17 protein-coding genes are annotated in these 15,065 nt (G+C 73.2%); 9 read left to right on the top strand and 8 right to left on the bottom strand.

Annotated elements, in window-relative coordinates:
- Positions 1-42 precede the first annotated feature (42 nt).
- From AB0O53_RS14960 to AB0O53_RS14940, 5 genes are all read right to left on the bottom strand, one after another.
- Positions 43-1,506 carry an aldehyde dehydrogenase family protein gene (locus tag AB0O53_RS14960; protein WP_350994484.1) on the bottom strand — a complete coding sequence of 488 codons (1,464 nt, stop codon included), beginning with the start codon at positions 1,504-1,506 and terminating at the stop codon, positions 43-45.
- On the bottom strand, positions 1,503-3,242 hold the full coding sequence (locus tag AB0O53_RS14955) for an N-acyl-D-amino-acid deacylase family protein (protein WP_365195832.1): 1,740 nt from the start codon (positions 3,240-3,242) through the stop codon (positions 1,503-1,505). Before AB0O53_RS14955 ends, AB0O53_RS14960 begins: the two co-directional genes overlap by 4 nt.
- A gap of 200 nt (positions 3,243-3,442) precedes the next feature.
- Positions 3,443-4,564 carry an LLM class flavin-dependent oxidoreductase gene (locus tag AB0O53_RS14950; protein ID WP_350994488.1) on the bottom strand — a complete coding sequence of 374 codons (1,122 nt, stop codon included), beginning with the start codon at positions 4,562-4,564 and terminating at the stop codon, positions 3,443-3,445.
- A 95-nt stretch (positions 4,565-4,659) separates the two neighbouring features.
- Positions 4,660-5,445 carry an SDR family NAD(P)-dependent oxidoreductase gene (locus AB0O53_RS14945; RefSeq protein WP_365195829.1) on the bottom strand — a complete coding sequence of 262 codons (786 nt, stop codon included), beginning with the start codon at positions 5,443-5,445 and terminating at the stop codon, positions 4,660-4,662.
- Between the two features lie 10 nt (positions 5,446-5,455).
- Positions 5,456-6,403, bottom strand: coding sequence for an LLM class F420-dependent oxidoreductase (locus AB0O53_RS14940; RefSeq protein WP_365195827.1), 948 nt, complete (start codon positions 6,401-6,403; stop codon positions 5,456-5,458).
- Between the two features lie 191 nt (positions 6,404-6,594).
- Here AB0O53_RS14940 and AB0O53_RS14935 point away from each other — a divergent pair, with 191 nt between their 5' ends.
- Both AB0O53_RS14935 and AB0O53_RS14930 read left to right on the top strand, forming a co-directional pair.
- A complete protein-coding gene (locus AB0O53_RS14935) occupies positions 6,595-6,852 on the top strand; it encodes a hypothetical protein (protein ID WP_350994666.1) in 258 nt (85 codons plus the stop codon).
- A gap of 32 nt (positions 6,853-6,884) precedes the next feature.
- Entirely contained in the window at positions 6,885-7,226 is a 342-nt protein-coding gene (locus tag AB0O53_RS14930) for a hypothetical protein (protein WP_365196028.1), read from the top strand.
- 12 nt (positions 7,227-7,238) lie between these two features.
- Here AB0O53_RS14930 and AB0O53_RS14925 read toward each other — a convergent pair whose 3' ends face one another.
- From AB0O53_RS14925 to AB0O53_RS14915, 3 genes are read right to left on the bottom strand one after another with little or no spacing between them, the layout of a single operon-like run.
- The gene (locus tag AB0O53_RS14925; protein WP_365195824.1) at positions 7,239-8,045 is read right to left on the bottom strand and encodes a hypothetical protein; all 807 of its coding nucleotides are present in this window, start codon (positions 8,043-8,045) and stop codon (positions 7,239-7,241) included.
- 26 nt (positions 8,046-8,071) lie between these two features.
- Positions 8,072-9,415 carry a sensor histidine kinase gene (locus AB0O53_RS14920; protein ID WP_365195821.1) on the bottom strand — a complete coding sequence of 448 codons (1,344 nt, stop codon included), beginning with the start codon at positions 9,413-9,415 and terminating at the stop codon, positions 8,072-8,074.
- On the bottom strand, positions 9,412-10,074 hold the full coding sequence (locus AB0O53_RS14915) for a response regulator transcription factor (protein ID WP_350994498.1): 663 nt from the start codon (positions 10,072-10,074) through the stop codon (positions 9,412-9,414). Before AB0O53_RS14915 ends, AB0O53_RS14920 begins: the two co-directional genes overlap by 4 nt.
- A gap of 90 nt (positions 10,075-10,164) precedes the next feature.
- Here AB0O53_RS14915 and AB0O53_RS14910 point away from each other — a divergent pair, with 90 nt between their 5' ends.
- The 7 genes from AB0O53_RS14910 (at position 10,165) to AB0O53_RS14880 (ending at position 15,042) form a co-directional block, all read left to right on the top strand.
- Positions 10,165-10,665 carry a hypothetical protein gene (locus AB0O53_RS14910; RefSeq protein ID WP_350994500.1) on the top strand — a complete coding sequence of 167 codons (501 nt, stop codon included), beginning with the start codon at positions 10,165-10,167 and terminating at the stop codon, positions 10,663-10,665.
- Positions 10,662-11,768, top strand: a complete 1,107-nt coding sequence (locus AB0O53_RS14905; RefSeq protein WP_365195817.1) for a peptidoglycan-binding protein — start codon at positions 10,662-10,664, stop codon at positions 11,766-11,768. Before AB0O53_RS14910 ends, AB0O53_RS14905 begins: the two co-directional genes overlap by 4 nt.
- The gene (locus AB0O53_RS14900; protein ID WP_350994504.1) at positions 11,765-12,541 is read left to right on the top strand and encodes an ABC transporter ATP-binding protein; all 777 of its coding nucleotides are present in this window, start codon (positions 11,765-11,767) and stop codon (positions 12,539-12,541) included. Before AB0O53_RS14905 ends, AB0O53_RS14900 begins: the two co-directional genes overlap by 4 nt.
- Complete coding sequence (locus AB0O53_RS14895; protein ID WP_350994506.1) at positions 12,538-13,764, top strand: ABC transporter permease; 1,227 nt, start codon at positions 12,538-12,540, stop codon at positions 13,762-13,764. Before AB0O53_RS14900 ends, AB0O53_RS14895 begins: the two co-directional genes overlap by 4 nt.
- Before the next feature lie 86 nt (positions 13,765-13,850).
- On the top strand, positions 13,851-14,294 hold the full coding sequence (locus tag AB0O53_RS14890) for an NUDIX hydrolase (protein ID WP_350994508.1): 444 nt from the start codon (positions 13,851-13,853) through the stop codon (positions 14,292-14,294).
- A gap of 95 nt (positions 14,295-14,389) precedes the next feature.
- Positions 14,390-14,734 carry a hypothetical protein gene (locus AB0O53_RS14885; protein ID WP_350994510.1) on the top strand — a complete coding sequence of 115 codons (345 nt, stop codon included), beginning with the start codon at positions 14,390-14,392 and terminating at the stop codon, positions 14,732-14,734.
- Positions 14,731-15,042 carry a hypothetical protein gene (locus tag AB0O53_RS14880; RefSeq protein ID WP_365195814.1) on the top strand — a complete coding sequence of 104 codons (312 nt, stop codon included), beginning with the start codon at positions 14,731-14,733 and terminating at the stop codon, positions 15,040-15,042. Before AB0O53_RS14885 ends, AB0O53_RS14880 begins: the two co-directional genes overlap by 4 nt.
- Positions 15,043-15,065: the final 23 nt, after the last annotated feature.

Raw genomic sequence — 15,065 nt, 5'->3', positions numbered from 1 at the left:
GCGGCCGGCCGGGGTCCCCCCGCCGGCCGCCGCTGCCGCGTCTCAGCCCGGCCAGACGATCGACTGGATCTCGCTGTAGGCGTGCAGGGCGTAGGAGCCGACGTCGCGGCCGACCCCGCTGCGCCGGAAGCCGCCGAACGGGGCCTCCATGTTGCGGCCGATGGTGTTCACGCCGACGCCGCCCGCGCGCAGCCTCCGCGCGATGCGGAACGCGCGCGCCGAGTCCCCGGACCACACGTAGCTCAGCAGGCCGAAGTCGCTGTCGTTGGCCAGCCGGACCGCTTCGTCCTCGTCGCCGTCGAAGGGGACGACCACGACGACCGGGCCGAAGATCTCCTCGCGGACCACCCGCATGTCGTTCGTGCAGTCCACGAGCAGGGTCGGCGCGACGTAGAAGCCCTTGCCGTCCCCGACCACCGGGCGCTCGCCGCCGTACGCGATCCGGGCGCCCTCCTTCTTCCCCAGTTCGACGTACGACTCCACGCGGTCGCGGTGCGCCGCCGAGATGACCGGGCCGACGACCGTCCCGGCCACGGCCGGGTCGCCGACCTTCATGAAGGCCAGGTAGCCGGTGAGCTTCTCGACCAGCTGCTCGTACACCGACCGGTGGACGATCACCCGGGTCGGGGCGGTGCAGATCTGGCCGGAGTAGAAGGAGAAGGTCGTGCCGATGCCCATCACCGCGGCGTCCAGGTCGGCGTCGTCCATGACGACGGCCGCGCCCTTGCCGCCCAGCTCCATCAGCTGCCGCTTCATCGTGCGGCCGCAGACCTCCGCGATGCGCTGCCCGACGCCCGTGGAGCCGGTGAAGGACACCATGTCCACGTACGGGGAGTCCACGGCGGCCTCGCCGACCTCCACCGACTGCCCGCCGACCACGTTGACGACCCCCGCCGGGACCCCGGCCTCGTGCAGCGCCTGCGCCATCCGGAAGACGGACAGCGGGTCCTGCGGGGCCGGTTTGACGACGACCGTGTTGCCCATGGCGAGGGCGGGGGCGACCTTGCCGGCCGGGTTCGCCCACGGGTTGTTGTAGGAGGTGATGCAGGTGACCACGCCGACGGGCTGGCGGACCTCCAGCGCGCCCAGGATGCTCGCCCGCCCCATCGGGCCGGCCTCGGTGACCTGCGGCGGCAGCCCCTTCTCGACGGGCTCCAGCGCGCCCCTGGCGTACCGGCGGAAGCGGGCCACGCCGACGCCGACCTGCATGCCGCGGGCGATGCCGGTCGGGGCGCCCGTCTCGGCCTGCGCGAGGGCCGTCCACGGTTCGAACTCGCGCTGCATGATGTCCGCGGCCCGGTCGAGGATCGCCGCCCGGGTCTCGGGCGTCGTGCGCGACCAGCTGTCGAAGGCCTCGGCGGCGGCGCGGGCGGCGTCCGCGACCTGTTCGCGGGAGGCCTCGGGGGCGAGCCCGACGACCGATTCGTCGGCCGGGTTGACCACGTCGTAGTGCCCGCCGGCGGGCTCCACCCACTCGCCGCCGATGTAGAGGGACTGGGCGTTCAACGGGTGCTCACCGTCCTCGTGTCCCGGCCCGACCGCAGTACGGTGCCGGGGACCGCCCCGGTGACCTCGTCGTCGCGGATGGTCTCCACGCCGTTGACCCGTACCGAGACGATGCCGATGGCCCGGGCGTCCAGGCGGGGGCTGTTGCCGGGCAGGTCGTGGACGAGGGTGGCCGGGCCCGCCTCGATCCGTTCGGGGTCGAAGAGGACCAGGTCGGCGTGGTAGCCCTCGACGAGGCGGCCGCGCTCGCGCAGCCCGAACAGCCGGGCCGGGTCGTCCGTGAGCATCCGCACCGCCTGCTCCAGCGGCACGAGCTTGCGGCCGCGCAGGCAGTCGCCGAGGAAGCGGGTCGTGTACGGGGCGCCGCACATCCGGTCCAGGTGGGCGCCGGCGTCGGAGCCGCCGAGCATGACGTCCTCGTGCTGCCAGGTCTCGGCGCGCAGGGCCCAGCTCGCCGGGTCGTTGTCGGTGGGCATCGGCCAGAGCACGGTGCGCAGGTCGTCGTTGGCGCAGATCTCCACCAGGCACTGGAAGGGGTCCTGGCCGCGTTCGGCCGCGATGTCGTTCACGACCCGCCCGGAGAGGCCCTCGTTCTCCTTGCTGTAGGTGTCGCCGATGACGTAGCGGCCGAAGTGGGCGAGGCGGCGGAAGACCCCGGCCTCCTTGCTGTCGGCGCGGCGCAGCATCTCGGCGCGTACGTCCGGGTCGCGGAGCCTCGCGATCCGCTCGGGGACGGGCAGGCCGAGGACCTCGCCCCAGCCGGGGATGAGGTTCAGGGCGCAGAAGGTGCCGAGCGACATGTTCATGGGGGTGAGGATCGGCATGGTGAGCGCGACGATGCGGCCGCCGGCCTTGCGGGCGCGCTCGCTGGGGATCAGCTGGCGCGGGACGCGTTCGGGGACGGCGGCGTCGATGGTGAGGACGTTCCAGTTCAGGGGGCGTCCGGCGGCGGCGCTCATCTCGACGAAGAGGTCGATCTCCTCGTCGGAGAACTGGTCGAGGCAGCCCGCGACGATCGCTTCGAGCTGGGTGCCCTCGTGTTCGGCGACGGCCTTCGACAGGGCGAGGAGTTCGGCGGGCTTCGCGTGCCGGGAGGCGACGGGGGCGCCGGATCCGTCGGAGTGGGTGGAGGACTGGGTGGTGGACAGGCCCCAGGCGCCGGCGTTCATGGCGTCGTGGAAGAGGTCGAGCATCTGCTGCATCTGCTCGGGGGTGGGCTGTCCGCCGACGGCGTCCTCGCCCATGACGTGGCGGCGCAGGGCGCAGTGCCCGACCATGAAGCCGGCGTTGACGGCGATCCGGCCCTCCAGGGCGTCGAGGTACTCGCCGAAGGTGGACCAGGTCCAGTCGACGCCCTCCTCCAGGGCCGCCAGCGCCATGCCCTCGACCTTGCTCATCATGCGGCGCGTGTAGTCGGCGTCCTCGGGGCGGGCGGGGTTGAGCGGGGCCAGGGTGAAGCCGCAGTTGCCGCCGGCGACGGTGGTGACGCCGTGGTTCATGGAGGGCGTGGCGTAGGGGTCCCAGAAGAGCTGGGCGTCGTAGTGCGTGTGCGGGTCGACGAAGCCGGGGGTGAGCACGAGTCCGGTGGCGTCCTCGCTGGTGCGGGCCTCTTCGGTGACGGTGCCGGGTGCGGCTATCGCCGCGATCCGGCCGTCGCGTATCCCCACGTCTGCGACGCGGGCGGGGGCGCCGGTGCCGTCCACGACGGTCGCGCCCTTGATCAGGTGGTCGAGCATGACGTCCCTTCAGCCGGTGTTCGCGTTGCGCGCCGCGCCTCAACCGCCGGCGGGGCCGAATGTTCAGCCCCGCCGGCGATTGAGGCGCGGGGGGTACGGGGGCGGAGCCCCCGCGGCCCCGGCCGGTGGCCGCCCGGCCGGGGCCGGTGTGGGACGGCGGTCCGGGAAGACGCCGTCCCCGTCGTGGCGCCCCGCAGGGGTCAGGCGGACTGCCGGAAGCGCGTCGTGCGGTGGACCGGGTCCGTGTCGATCTGCGGGATCACGTGCTCGCCGATCAGCTTGATCGTGGTCATCGTGTCCTCGTAGGAGACGCCGGTCGGCAGGCCGAAGGAGAGCTGGTCCGCGCCCGCCTGCTCCCAGCGCTTGCACTGGGCCCGGACCTCCGACGGGTCGCCGCAGATGAGGAGTTCCTCGGCGATCAGCAGCTCGATGATCTCCGCGTTGTACTCGGGCAGGGTCTCGGGCCACTCCGGGATCGCCTCGGGCCGCGGGAAGGTGTCGTGGTAGCGGAAGACCAGCGACTGGAAGCGGTTCATGTTGGCGTTGACGGCGATCTCGACGGCCTTGTCGTGGGTCTCGGCGCAGATCGCGGTGGAGGTGACCATGACGTTGTCGTTGACGAAGGCGCCGATGGCCTTCGCCTCCCTGATGGCCGTCTTGTACTGGTCGAGGACCCACTCCATGTCGGAGACCTTCTGCACGCTGAAGCCCAGCACGCCGAGGCCCTTCTTGGCGGCCATCGCGTAGGAGGACGGCGAGCCGGCGGCGTACCACATGGCCGGGTGGGCCTTGCCGTACGGCTTGGGGAAGACCTTCCGCGGCGGCAGCGACCAGTGCTTGCCCTGGAACCCCTCGTACTCCTCCTGGAGGAACATCTTGGGGAATTCCGCGATGGTCTCCTCCCAGATCTCCTTGGTGCCGTTCATGTCCTCGATGCCGGGCAGGAAGCCCAGGATCTCGTGGCTGCCGGCGCCGCGGCCGGTGCCGAACTCGAAGCGGCCCTTGGAGAGGTGGTCGAGCATGGTGACCTTCTCGGCCACCTTGACCGGGTGGTTCACCGGGGCGAGCGGGTTGAAGATGCCCGAGCCGAGGTGGATGCGTTCGGTGGCGTGGGCGAGGTAGCCGAGGAACACCTCGTTCGCCGACAGGTGCGAGTACTCCTCCAGGAAGTGGTGCTCGGAGGCCCAGGCGTACTTGAAGCCGGACTTGTCGGCCTGGATGACGTACTCGGTCTCCTCGACCAGCGCCTTGTGCTCTGCCTGGGGGTCGACCTTGGACCGCGCCTCAGGCACGTATCCCTGCACGAAGAGCCCGAATTCCAAGGGGGTTCACCGTCCTTTTGTTTCTGACGTTCCGTCAGATTTGATGTCCCGACTGTTCCACCGCGAGGGTGCGAGCGTCAATACCTGACGCTTCATCAGAGAATGCTGACGCCCGCCATCCAGCCGCCGTCGATGACGAACGGCTGGCCGGTGATGTACGAGGAGTCGTCGGCGGTGAGGAAGAGCGCCAGCCGGGCGATCTCCTCAGGCCGGCCCACCCGGCCCATGGGGACCACCCGCCGGTAGAGCTCCGCCATGGCGTCGATGGCCTCGTCGGTCATGTTCGCGGGGTCCAGCAGGCCCGGATTGGCCATGGGGGTGTCCACGGCGCCCGGGCACATCGCGTTGACCCGGATCCCCTTGCCCGCCAGCTCCAGCGCGGCCACCCGGGTCAGGCCCAGGATGGCCGCCTTGGTCGCGGCGTAGGCACCGACGTACGCCATGCCCGTCAGGCCGGTGTAGGAGGAGGTGTTGACGATGGTGCCGCCGCCGGCCGCCTCGATCTCGGGCGCCACCGCCTTGATGCCGAGGAAGGCTCCGACCTGGTTGACCTCCACCACCTGCCGGAACTCCTCCAGCGGGGTCGAGGCCAGCTCGTTGAAGCGCAGGATGCCGGCGTTGTTGACCAGGCCGTCGATCCGCCCGAAGGACTCCTTCGCGGCCGCGATCGCCGCCGACCAGTCCTCCTCCCGGCTCACGTCCATCCGCACGTAGCGGGCCCGGTCCTCGCCGATCTCCTTGGCCACCGACGCGCCCTGCTCGTCCAGCACGTCCCCGAGGAGCACCTTGGCCCCCTCGGCGGCGAAGAGCCGCGCCTCCTGCTCGCCCTGGCCGCGCGCCGCACCGGTGACGATGACGACGCGCCCGTCCAGCTTGCCCATGCCCGTGCTCCTAGTCGTTGAGGTGCGGGGCGACTTCGGCCCCGAAGGCGGTGATCTGGTCGACGAGCTCGGCGCGGTCGCGGCTGCGGAAGCGGACCTGGATCTGGTCGACGCCGAGCGCCCCGTACGCGCGCAGGGACTCCGCGAGCGCCTCCGCCTTGCCGGTGAGGGTGCGGCGGCCGGTGTCCCAGCCGGGCTCGCCGACGTACAGCGCCTCGGTGATCGCGCCGACCTCGAAGGGGCCGGTGACACCGGCCTCGGCGCGCAGCTGCGCGATACGGGCGATCTGCGCCGGGAGCTTCTCGCGCGGGTCGCCCTGCGGGAGCCAGCCGTCCCCGCGGACGGCGGCCCGGCGGACGGCCGCGGGCGAGGAGCCGCCCACCCAGACGGGGATCCGCTCCTGCGCGGGCCGGGGGAGCTGCCCGAGGCCCCCGAAGGAGAACAGCTCTCCCTCGAACTCCGGGTACTCCTCGGGCCCGAGCGCCGCCCGCAGCGCGTCCAGGGTCTCGTCGAGGACGGCGCCGCGGCGGGCGAAGTCCACGCCGAGGACCTCGAACTCCTCCTGGACGTGGCCGGCGCCGACGCCGAGGATCAGCCGGCCGCCGCAGAGGTGGTCGAGGGTGGCGTACTGCTTGGCGCTGATCAGCGGGTGGCGCAGGCCGAGGATCGCCACGTGGCTCAGCAGCCGTACGTGCTCGGTGACCCCGGCGAGGAAGGACAGGGTGGCCACCGGGTCGTACCAGACGGTGCTCATGGCTCCCGCGAGCCGGCGCGGGATCGCCACGTGGTCGCAGGTGGCCAGGTATGCGAAGCCGGACCGATCGGCGGCCCGCGCGATCTCGGCGAGATCGGCGGCGCCGGCCGACGCCTCCCAGGGTTCGGCGTAGATGGTGCTCTGCGACTGGATCGGGAGCTGCATCCCGTAGACCAGCCGACCTTCCGGAAACACGCGCGCCATGGCGGGCCCGCCTCGCCTTCGTCTGCCGATTCGTCATATCGGTGCCGGGCCATCGTGATACCTGACGGCCCGTCAGACAAGGGGTCGTCGCGATCCCGCAGCCCCGGGCGCCGGTCGTCGACCCGCACCGCCCGCGGATTGCGGGTACGGGTGCGTACCCGTACCCTTGAGTCATGGGAAGGAGCACGCTCATGGCCGACGCCAACATCCGCATCCCCGAGGAAGCCAAGGACAGACTCGCCGCCATAGCCGCCGCCGAGGGACTGTCGCTGCGCGCCTACCTGGCCCGCCTGGCCGAGACGCTGCTCACCCCGGCCGAGCGGGCGGAACGGGCCGAGCGGGCCCGCGCCGCGCTGCACGCCTGGAACGGTTACGCCCCCTCCGCATCGCAACAGCAGGATCTGGACACCGAGTTGGACCGGCGCCTGGCTGAGGCGAGGGGCAGGTGACGGAGACGCACATCGTGCTGGACGAGACGGCGATGCTCGCAGCGGGACAGGGCAACGTCCTCGCCTCCCGGCTCATCCACCGCGCGCACGCCGAGGCCGGCTGGTTCCTCTACGCGCCCACCTGCGCACTGGTCGAGGCCGACCGCACCCGGCCCGGCACGGCGGAGCACCTGGCCGCCCTGCCGGGCATCACCATCCTGGACCTGGACCTGCCCGCGGCGCTGGCCCTCGCGCGCCAGGAGACCTGGGCCGCCGCGCACGCCCGGCACGCGGCCCAGCCCACTCCGGATCGCCCCGACGGGGCGATCGTCGCCACCACCTTCCCCAAACGCTGGGAGGGCGAACCGGTCCGCGTCCTGGACCTCGGCGACTGAACGATCTCCGCGTCAGAAGCCTTCCGGGCCCATCACGATGACCGGTTTCGCGGCCGGGTCCAGGGTCTCCAGGACCTTGCGCATGGCCTCCTTCGGGATGCCGACGCAGCCCTGTGAGGGGCCGTCGTGGTCCACGTGCAGCCAGATGTTGCCGCCCCTGTCCTCACCGTCCGGCTTGACCGGGTCCAGCGGGGAATGCCCCGGGCGGCGGTTGAAGTCGATGGCCACGACGTAGTCGAAGGACCCCACCAGGGACTCCCCGTTCACCCCGCGGCCGGTGGCGACGAAGCCCCGGTCCTCGTCGTACGGGAGTCGCGTGCCCGGCGGCGGGGACAGCAGACCGCCCGCGTCGGTCAGCGCGAAGACGCCCTGGGGCGAGGTCAGGTCCCCGTACGTGCGCTCCGTGGACCAGCCCTTGGCCCCGTTGCGCGCCGGCCAGCTCTCGGCCTTGACCCAGTCGGCCCCGGCCCGGGGACGGGTGTACAGGGTGGCGGTGGACTCCGAGGAGTCCACGGCCCTGCCGGTGACCAGGATGAGCTGGCGCGACTCGGCCGGGATCCTCGCCCGGGTCTGTTCGCTGATCCCGGTCAGACCCTGCATGGGCGACCGCGGGACGTCGCGCCCCACCCGGTCCACGGGCTGCGGGCGCGAGTCGGCACTGGCCTGCGCCGCGCCCGCGGCCTGTTCGGGATCCTGGGCGACGTAGACCCACCCGGCCGTGAAGGTCACCAGGCCGAGGGTGGCGGCGAGCGCGGCGCGGCGCGCCGCACGACGGTTCGTACGGGCGGGGCGGGAGCGTGCTCGGGCGTGCTTGCTCATTCACCCGACCGTACATCAGCGCACCTTCAGACCTGGTTTGTCCGCGATGTGCGCGATGTGCGCGCCCCGTCGGCCACCGGGAAGCGGACACGGACCGTCAGCCCGCCCTCCGGTCCCGGATTGGCGTCGGCCGTCAGCTCCGCCTCGTGCCCCCGCGCGATCGAAGCGACGATCGAAAGGCCCAACCCGGCGCCCTCACCTGCGGTGTGCTGCCGTTCGGCGCGCCTGCGGAAGGGCTCCAGCAGGCCCGGCACGTCCGCCGCGTCGATCACCGGACCGGTGTTGCGCACCGTCAGTTCCCCGTCCGGGGTGGTGGACACGGCGATCCGGCCGCCCGCGCGGTTGTGGCGGACCGCATTCGCCAGCAGGTTCCGCAGCAGGTGGCCCAGCAGCACCCGGTCGCCCGTCACGGTCAGCGGCGCGAGGTCCCGTACGACCGTCAGGCCCTCCTGCGGGCAGGTCGCGAGCTCGGCGGACGCGAGTTCGGCGGACGCGAGCTCCGCCAGGTCCACCGGCGCCGTCGCCTCCAGCCCCTGCTCCGAGACCGCGAGGAGCAGCAGCGACTCGATGAGGTGCTCGCTGGAGTCGGCGACACCGATCAGCTTGGCGCGGATCCGGGCGACCTTCTCCGGCGGCGGGTCCCCGGCCAGCCCGATCTCGGCCGCCGCCCGCTGCACGGCCAGCGGAGTGCGCAGCTCGTGCGCCGCGTTCGCCGCGAACCGCCGCTGGGCGGAGACCAGCTGCTCCATCCGGCCCAGCATCGCGTCGAAGGTGTCGGCCAGCTCCTTGAGCTCGCCGGGCGGCGCGTCGAGGGAGATCCGCTCGTGGAGGTTCTCCCCGGACAGGCGGCGCGCCGTCCCGGTGATCACACCGACCGGGCGCAGCACCCGGCCGGCCATCCACCAGGCGAGCCAGATCGACAGCACGGCGAAGACGGCCAGGGCGAGCAGCGAGTACACCAGCAGCCTGTGGCGGGTCGCCTCGGTGACGGCGTCGGAGAGGGTCCGGGTGTAGGCGTAGCCCTTCAGCTCCTCGGCGGTGGGCGCCTCGCCGGGCGGGCGCCGCCGCGCCGGCTCGTACGGGGGCTGCGGCTTGAGCAACGGGCCGGGCGAAGCATCGGGGGAGGCGCCGGGCGAGGGCAGGGCGTGGGCCGGGCTGACGGTGCGGACGGCCCCGCTGACGCTCGCGTACAGCCCCTGGCCGACCATGACGTAGACCAGTGCGACCAGGCCGCCGCCCGCCAGGAGCAGCAGCGTTCCGTACAGGGCGGTCAGGCGGCCGCGCTCGGTCCGCGGGACGCGCGGGAGCCGCGGGAGCCGCGGGAGCCGCGGAAAGCGCAGGCGTCGGCGGGCCTTCGGAGGGCGCTTCACCGGGCCGCGATCCGGTAGCCCGCGCCCGGCACGGTCTCGATCAGCGGAGGCTCGCCCAGCTTGGCGCGGAGCTTGCTGAGGGTGACCCGGACGGCGTTGGTGGAGTAGCTGGTGTCCGCCTCCCACACCTGCTCGATCAGGTCGTCGTTGCCGACCACGGCGCCCTCGGCGCGCAGCAGCGCCTCCAGCACCGCGAACTCCTTGCGCGACAGCGCGAGCCGGTGCCCGTCCCGGGTCGCGATGCGCCGGGCGGTGTCGAGGGCGACACCCGCGCGTTCCAGTACGGGCGGCAGGGCGGGGCGGGCGCGCCGGCCCAGCGCCAGGACCCGGGCGAGGAGCTCGTCGTAGGCGAACGGCTTGGTGAGGTAGTCGTCGGCACCGAGGCCGAGGCCCTCGACCCGGTCGCGCACGGTCCCCGAGGCGGTCAGCATCAGGACACGGGTCAGCAGCCGCTCCCGCACGACCTGGCGGCAGACCTCGTCGCCGTGCAGGCCGGGCAGGTCCCGGTCCAGCACCATGACGTCGTACTCGCCCAGGCGCAGGCACCGCAGCGCCTCCGGGCCGTCGCTCGCCTCGTCGACGGCGAGCGCGTCGCGGCGCAGCCCCTCGGCGATCATCTCCCGGAGGAATTCCTCGTCCTCCACCACCAGTACGCGCATGCCGTCCTCTTTACCGGAGGTCGGTGTTTCGCCGTTGTAAGCAGGGTGCGAGAGGGAAGCGAAAGGCCCTTTCACCGCAGGCTCGGGCCCATGAAGCGATCCCTCATCATGTCCACGGCCGCGGTCGTCACCGGGCTGACCCTGTTCGCGACGGCCTGCGCGAACGACGCCTCGAAGGGCGGGGACGGCTCCGCGAACGGCACGAACAGCGGTGGCGGCGCCGCCACCGGGGCCGGCGCGGACGCCGACCGCGCCCTGAAGATGCGCCAGTGCCTGCGCGAGCACGGCATCGACATACCCGACCCGGAGCCCGGCCAGGACCCCCGCGGGATGACCCTGGGCGACGGCGCCGACCCGCAGAAGATGCAGGAGGCGATGAAGGCCTGCGGGATGCAGGGCCCCGGCGCCGGCAAGGAGCCCACGCAGGAGGAGAAGGACAAGGAACTCGCGTGGGTGCGGTGCATGCGCGAGAACGGGATCGCGCTCAAGGACCCCGAGTACAACGGGGCCGCGCGCAGCGCCATCGAGATCCCCAAGGGGCAGGAGAAGGCCTTCGAGGAGGCCCAGAAGAAGTGCGAAGCGGCCCGATGAGGACGCGCGCCAAGTGGCTGCTGGGCTCGCTGGCCGCCGTACTGGCCGTCTCGGGCGGCGGATACGCCGTCACGGCCCAGCCGCAGCGCGGCGACGGCGGGCGGGAAGGGCGCACGGGCGGGCTGCCGCCGGCCACCGCGCCGGTGCAGCGCGGCGACCTCGGCTCGGGCCTCCAGGTCGAGGGCACCCTCGGCTACGCGCAGGAGCGCAAGCTGAACGCCGGCGGCCCGGGCGTCCTGACGTGGGTCGCGGGCGAGGGATCGGCGGTCGAGCGGGACGGGCGGCTGTACGAGGTCAACGGCCGGCCGGTGCGGCTCATGTACGGGGCCACGCCGATGTACCGGCAGCTGAAGGCCGGCGACAAGGGCGAGGACGTCAAGCAGCTCAAGCGGAACCTCCTCGCCCTCGGGTACGGCACCGGGCTCGACCCGGAGGACCCGCTCTTCACCGCGGGCACGACGACGGCCGTCAAGCGGTGGCAGAAGGCGCACAGGGCGGCGGAGACGGGCGAGGTCGGCAAGGAGGACGTCGCCTTCGCCTCCGGGCCGCAGCGGGTGCGCGGGAAGGACGCGGCGGTCGGCGACGAGGCGGCGCCCGGCAAGCCGGTCCTGACGGTCACGGGCACCGAGCGCATCGTCCGCTTCCAGCTCGACGCGGCGAAGGCGGGCGAGCCGGTCACCGTTCGGCTGCCGGGGGGCGCCGCCGCCACCGGGAAGGTCGACTCGGTGGGCGGGGCCCCGCCCGAGGACAGGAACGGCGGAGCAGGCGGGAGCGGGGGCGCAGGCGGAGCCGGTGGCGGGGGCGGGGGCGACAAGAAGGCCAAGGTCGAGGTGGTCGTCACCCTCGACAAGCCGGCCGAGGTCACCGCCCCGGACCAGTCCCCGGTGACCGTCGCCCTGACCGGCGAGACCCGCAAGGGCGTGCTCTCCGTACCCGTGAACGCCCTGCTGGCCCTCGCGGGCGGCGGCTTCGGCGTCCAGGTCGTGGAGGACGGCCGGGCCCGCGAGGTCCGCGTCGAGCTGGGCATGTTCGGCAACGGCCGGGTCGAGGTGACCGGCGGCGCCCTCAAGGAGGGCATGCAGGTGGGGATCCCCAAGCTGTGACGGCCACGACCACCACGACCGCGCCCGCCGGGCCCGTCGTGGAACTGACCGGGGTCACCAAGGAGTACCCCGGCGGGGTCACGGCCCTGCGCGGGGTCGACCTCAGCATCGGCGGCGGCGAACTCCTCGCCATCGTCGGCCCGTCGGGCTCGGGCAAGTCCACGCTGCTGCACATCGTCGGCACCCTGGACCGTCCGACGGCGGGCGCCGTGCGGATCGCCGGCCACGACATCGCGGCCCTGTCGGACCGCTCGCTGTCGGCCCTGCGCTCCCGGCACGTCGGCTTCGTCTTCCAGTCCTTCCACCTGGTACCGGGCATCAGCGCCCGCGCCAACGTCGCCGAGGGGCTGCTGTACTCCGGCCTCTCGCGGGCCGAGCGCGGCCGCCGGGCGGCGGACGCCCTGGAACGGGTCGGCCTCGGCGACCGGATGGACCACCGCCCGCACGAGCTGTCCGGCGGACAGAAGCAGCGCGTGGCGATCGCCCGGGCGGTGGCGGGCGCACCGGACCTGCTGCTCGCCGACGAGCCGACGGGCGCCCTCGACACGGCGTCCGGCGCGTCGGTCATGGAACTGCTGCACGAACTGAACCGGGACGGAGCCACCATCGCCGTGATCACCCACGACCACGAGATCGCGGCGAGCCTGCCGCGGCAGGTCCGCATCCGGGACGGCGAGATCGTCGCGGACGTCCGCACCGGCCCGGCCGCCCCGGCCGGGGCGGGGACCGGGGCGGGGACGGGAGCGGCAGGGTCTGCGGGGGCGGCGCGATGAGCCGTACGAGAGCGCGCGCCCGGAAGCCGGCCGCGCGGCTGCGCCCGCCGAGGCTGTCCCCGCGGGACGTCCTGCACGTCGGCTCGGCCGGCCTGCGCGCCCGCCCGATGCGGGTCTTCCTGTCCGCGCTGGGCATCGCCATCGGCATCGCGACGATGATCGCCGTGGTCGGCATCTCCTCGTCCAGCCAGGCCAAGCTGCTGCGCGAGCTGGACCGGCTCGGCACCAACATGCTGGTCGCGACACCCGGACAGGGGATGTTCAGCGGCCAGGACACCACGCTCCCCAAGGAGGCCCCCGGCATGATCTCCCGCATCGCGGGGGTCGAGTCGGTCGGCACCACGGGCGACGTCGCCGAGTCCGTACGCCGCTCCGAGAACATCCCGAAGGAGGAGACGGGCGGGGTCGCGGTCAAGGCGGCCAAGGACGACCTGCTGGGCACCCTGCGCGCCTCGGTGGCGAGCGGCACCTGGCTCAACGACGCCACCGGCCGCTACCCCTCGGTGGTGCTCGGCGACGTCTCCGCGCGCCGGCTCGGCATCACCGCGCCCGGACAGCAGGTCTTCATCGGCGGCCGGTACTTCACGGTGATCGGGATCCTCGGGCCGGTCCCGCTGGCCCCGGAGATCGAGCGCTCCGCCCTGATCGGCTGGGACGCGGCCGAGCGGCTGCTGGGCTTCGACGGCCACCCGACGGCCGTCTACGAGCGCTCCGCGGACGACCGGGTGGCGGCGGTCCGCGAACTCATCGCGCAGACCGCCAACCCGCAGGCCCCGAGCGCCGTCTCGGTCACCGACCCCTCGGCGGCCCTGCAGGCGAAGGCGGCCACCGAGGGCGCCTTCAGCACGCTGCTGCTGGGCCTGGGCGGGATCGCGCTGCTGGTCGGCGGGGTCGGCGTGGCCAACACGATGATCATCTCGGTGCTGGAGCGGCGCCACGAGATCGGCCTGCGCCGCTCGCTGGGCGGTACGAAGGGCCAGATCCGGATCCAGTTCGTGACGGAGTCCCTGCTGCTGTCCGGACTCGGCGGGCTGGCCGGGATCGTCCTGGGCGGCGCGGCCACGGCCGTCTACGCCCGCGCGGGCGGCATGCCGTGGGTGGTCCCCCTGTGGGCGGTGGGCGGCGGCTTCGCCGCCACCCTGGTGATCGGCACGCTGGCCGGCCTCTACCCGGCGGTGCGCGCGGCCCGGCTGTCGCCGACGCTGGCGCTGGCGGCGGCGTAGGCCTGCTCAGGCCGGTGATCGGCTCCGGGGCGGACGGGGAGACGGAGCCCGTCCCCCGGAGCCGATCACCGGCGTACCCTGAATCGATGAGGCGAACTCCACGTCACGCGGCACGCGTTGTCATCCTGTCCCCCACCGGGTCGGTGTTCCTCTTCCGTGAGAACAACGTGGAGGTGGGCATCCACTGGCTGCCGCCCGGCGGCGGGATCGACCCCGGCGAGAGCCCCGAGGACTGCGTACGGCGCGAGCTGCGCGAGGAGACCGGGTGGACGGACCTGGAGCCGGAGCGCCTGCTGTGCACCTGGGAGCACGACTTCACCCACCAGGGCGTACCGGTGCGCCAGCACGAGCACATCTACGTCACCACGGGCCCGCACCGCGAACCGGTCCTGGAGGAGCCCGGCATCCACTGGCAGTGGCTCTCCGCGCAGCGCCTGGCCGCCCTGGGCGAACCGGTCTGGCCGCCCCGCCTCTCGGACCTCCTCACGAACCCCCGCCCCGACCCGGTCCACCTGGGCCTCGTGCCCTGACCGGGCCCGATCCCCTCGAACGGATCCGGCGACTCCGCACACGGCGGTACCGGGCGCACTATCGTGGTGGGCGCCGACCGGAAGAGGAAGCGCCGATGACCACCGCCCCGGGGCCCGCCCACGGTGTCCCCCCGATGCCCGAGCGCAGCATTCCCGCGTTGCGGGCGGCGATCGCCGCCCACGCCCCGCAGCTGCTGGACGACTTCGAGGCCAACTGGCGGGCGAAGGTCGCCGACACCTACGACATCGGGGCGGCACCGGCCTTCCTGGCGCGCTGGTGGGGCGAGTACGCGCTCGCCAGGGACCCTCACCTCGACCACCACGTCCGCGATCTCGAGCGGCGGGCGGCCGAGTGCGCGGACCCGGACAAGGCCAAGGACCTGCTGGAAGAGGCGTCGCGCATCCACCACCGCGCGGCAGCGCTCGGGCCCGGCGAGTGAGCGCGGAGTTCACCGGGCCCCCATGGGCCACCGACTGGACCAAGCTGGCCGCCGAGTACCGGGACACACTGCCCGCAGAGGTGCGGGATCTGATCATCGACGCGGTCACGGACCTGAAGACGTCTCGGCACCCCTACCGCGATGACCACCTCGACACCACGAAGGTGAGCATCGAGCCGGTCCGCTCCACCGACCCCCGCGGCGCCCACGTCCTCTACTTCGACCGGGGCCACGGATGGCTGCGCTACACCTTCGTCCACCGCGCCGCCGAGCCGCAGATCGTCATCGAGCGGGTCTTCTGGCAGTAGCCCCGGTCCCGGAGGGAGGGCGG

This window comes from Streptomyces erythrochromogenes (assembly GCF_040684695.1).
Classification (GTDB): Bacteria; Actinomycetota; Actinomycetes; order Streptomycetales; family Streptomycetaceae; genus Streptomyces; species Streptomyces erythrochromogenes_C.
The sequence above is the reverse complement of the archived record's forward strand: the minus strand, read 5'-3'. Positions and strand labels throughout refer to the sequence as shown.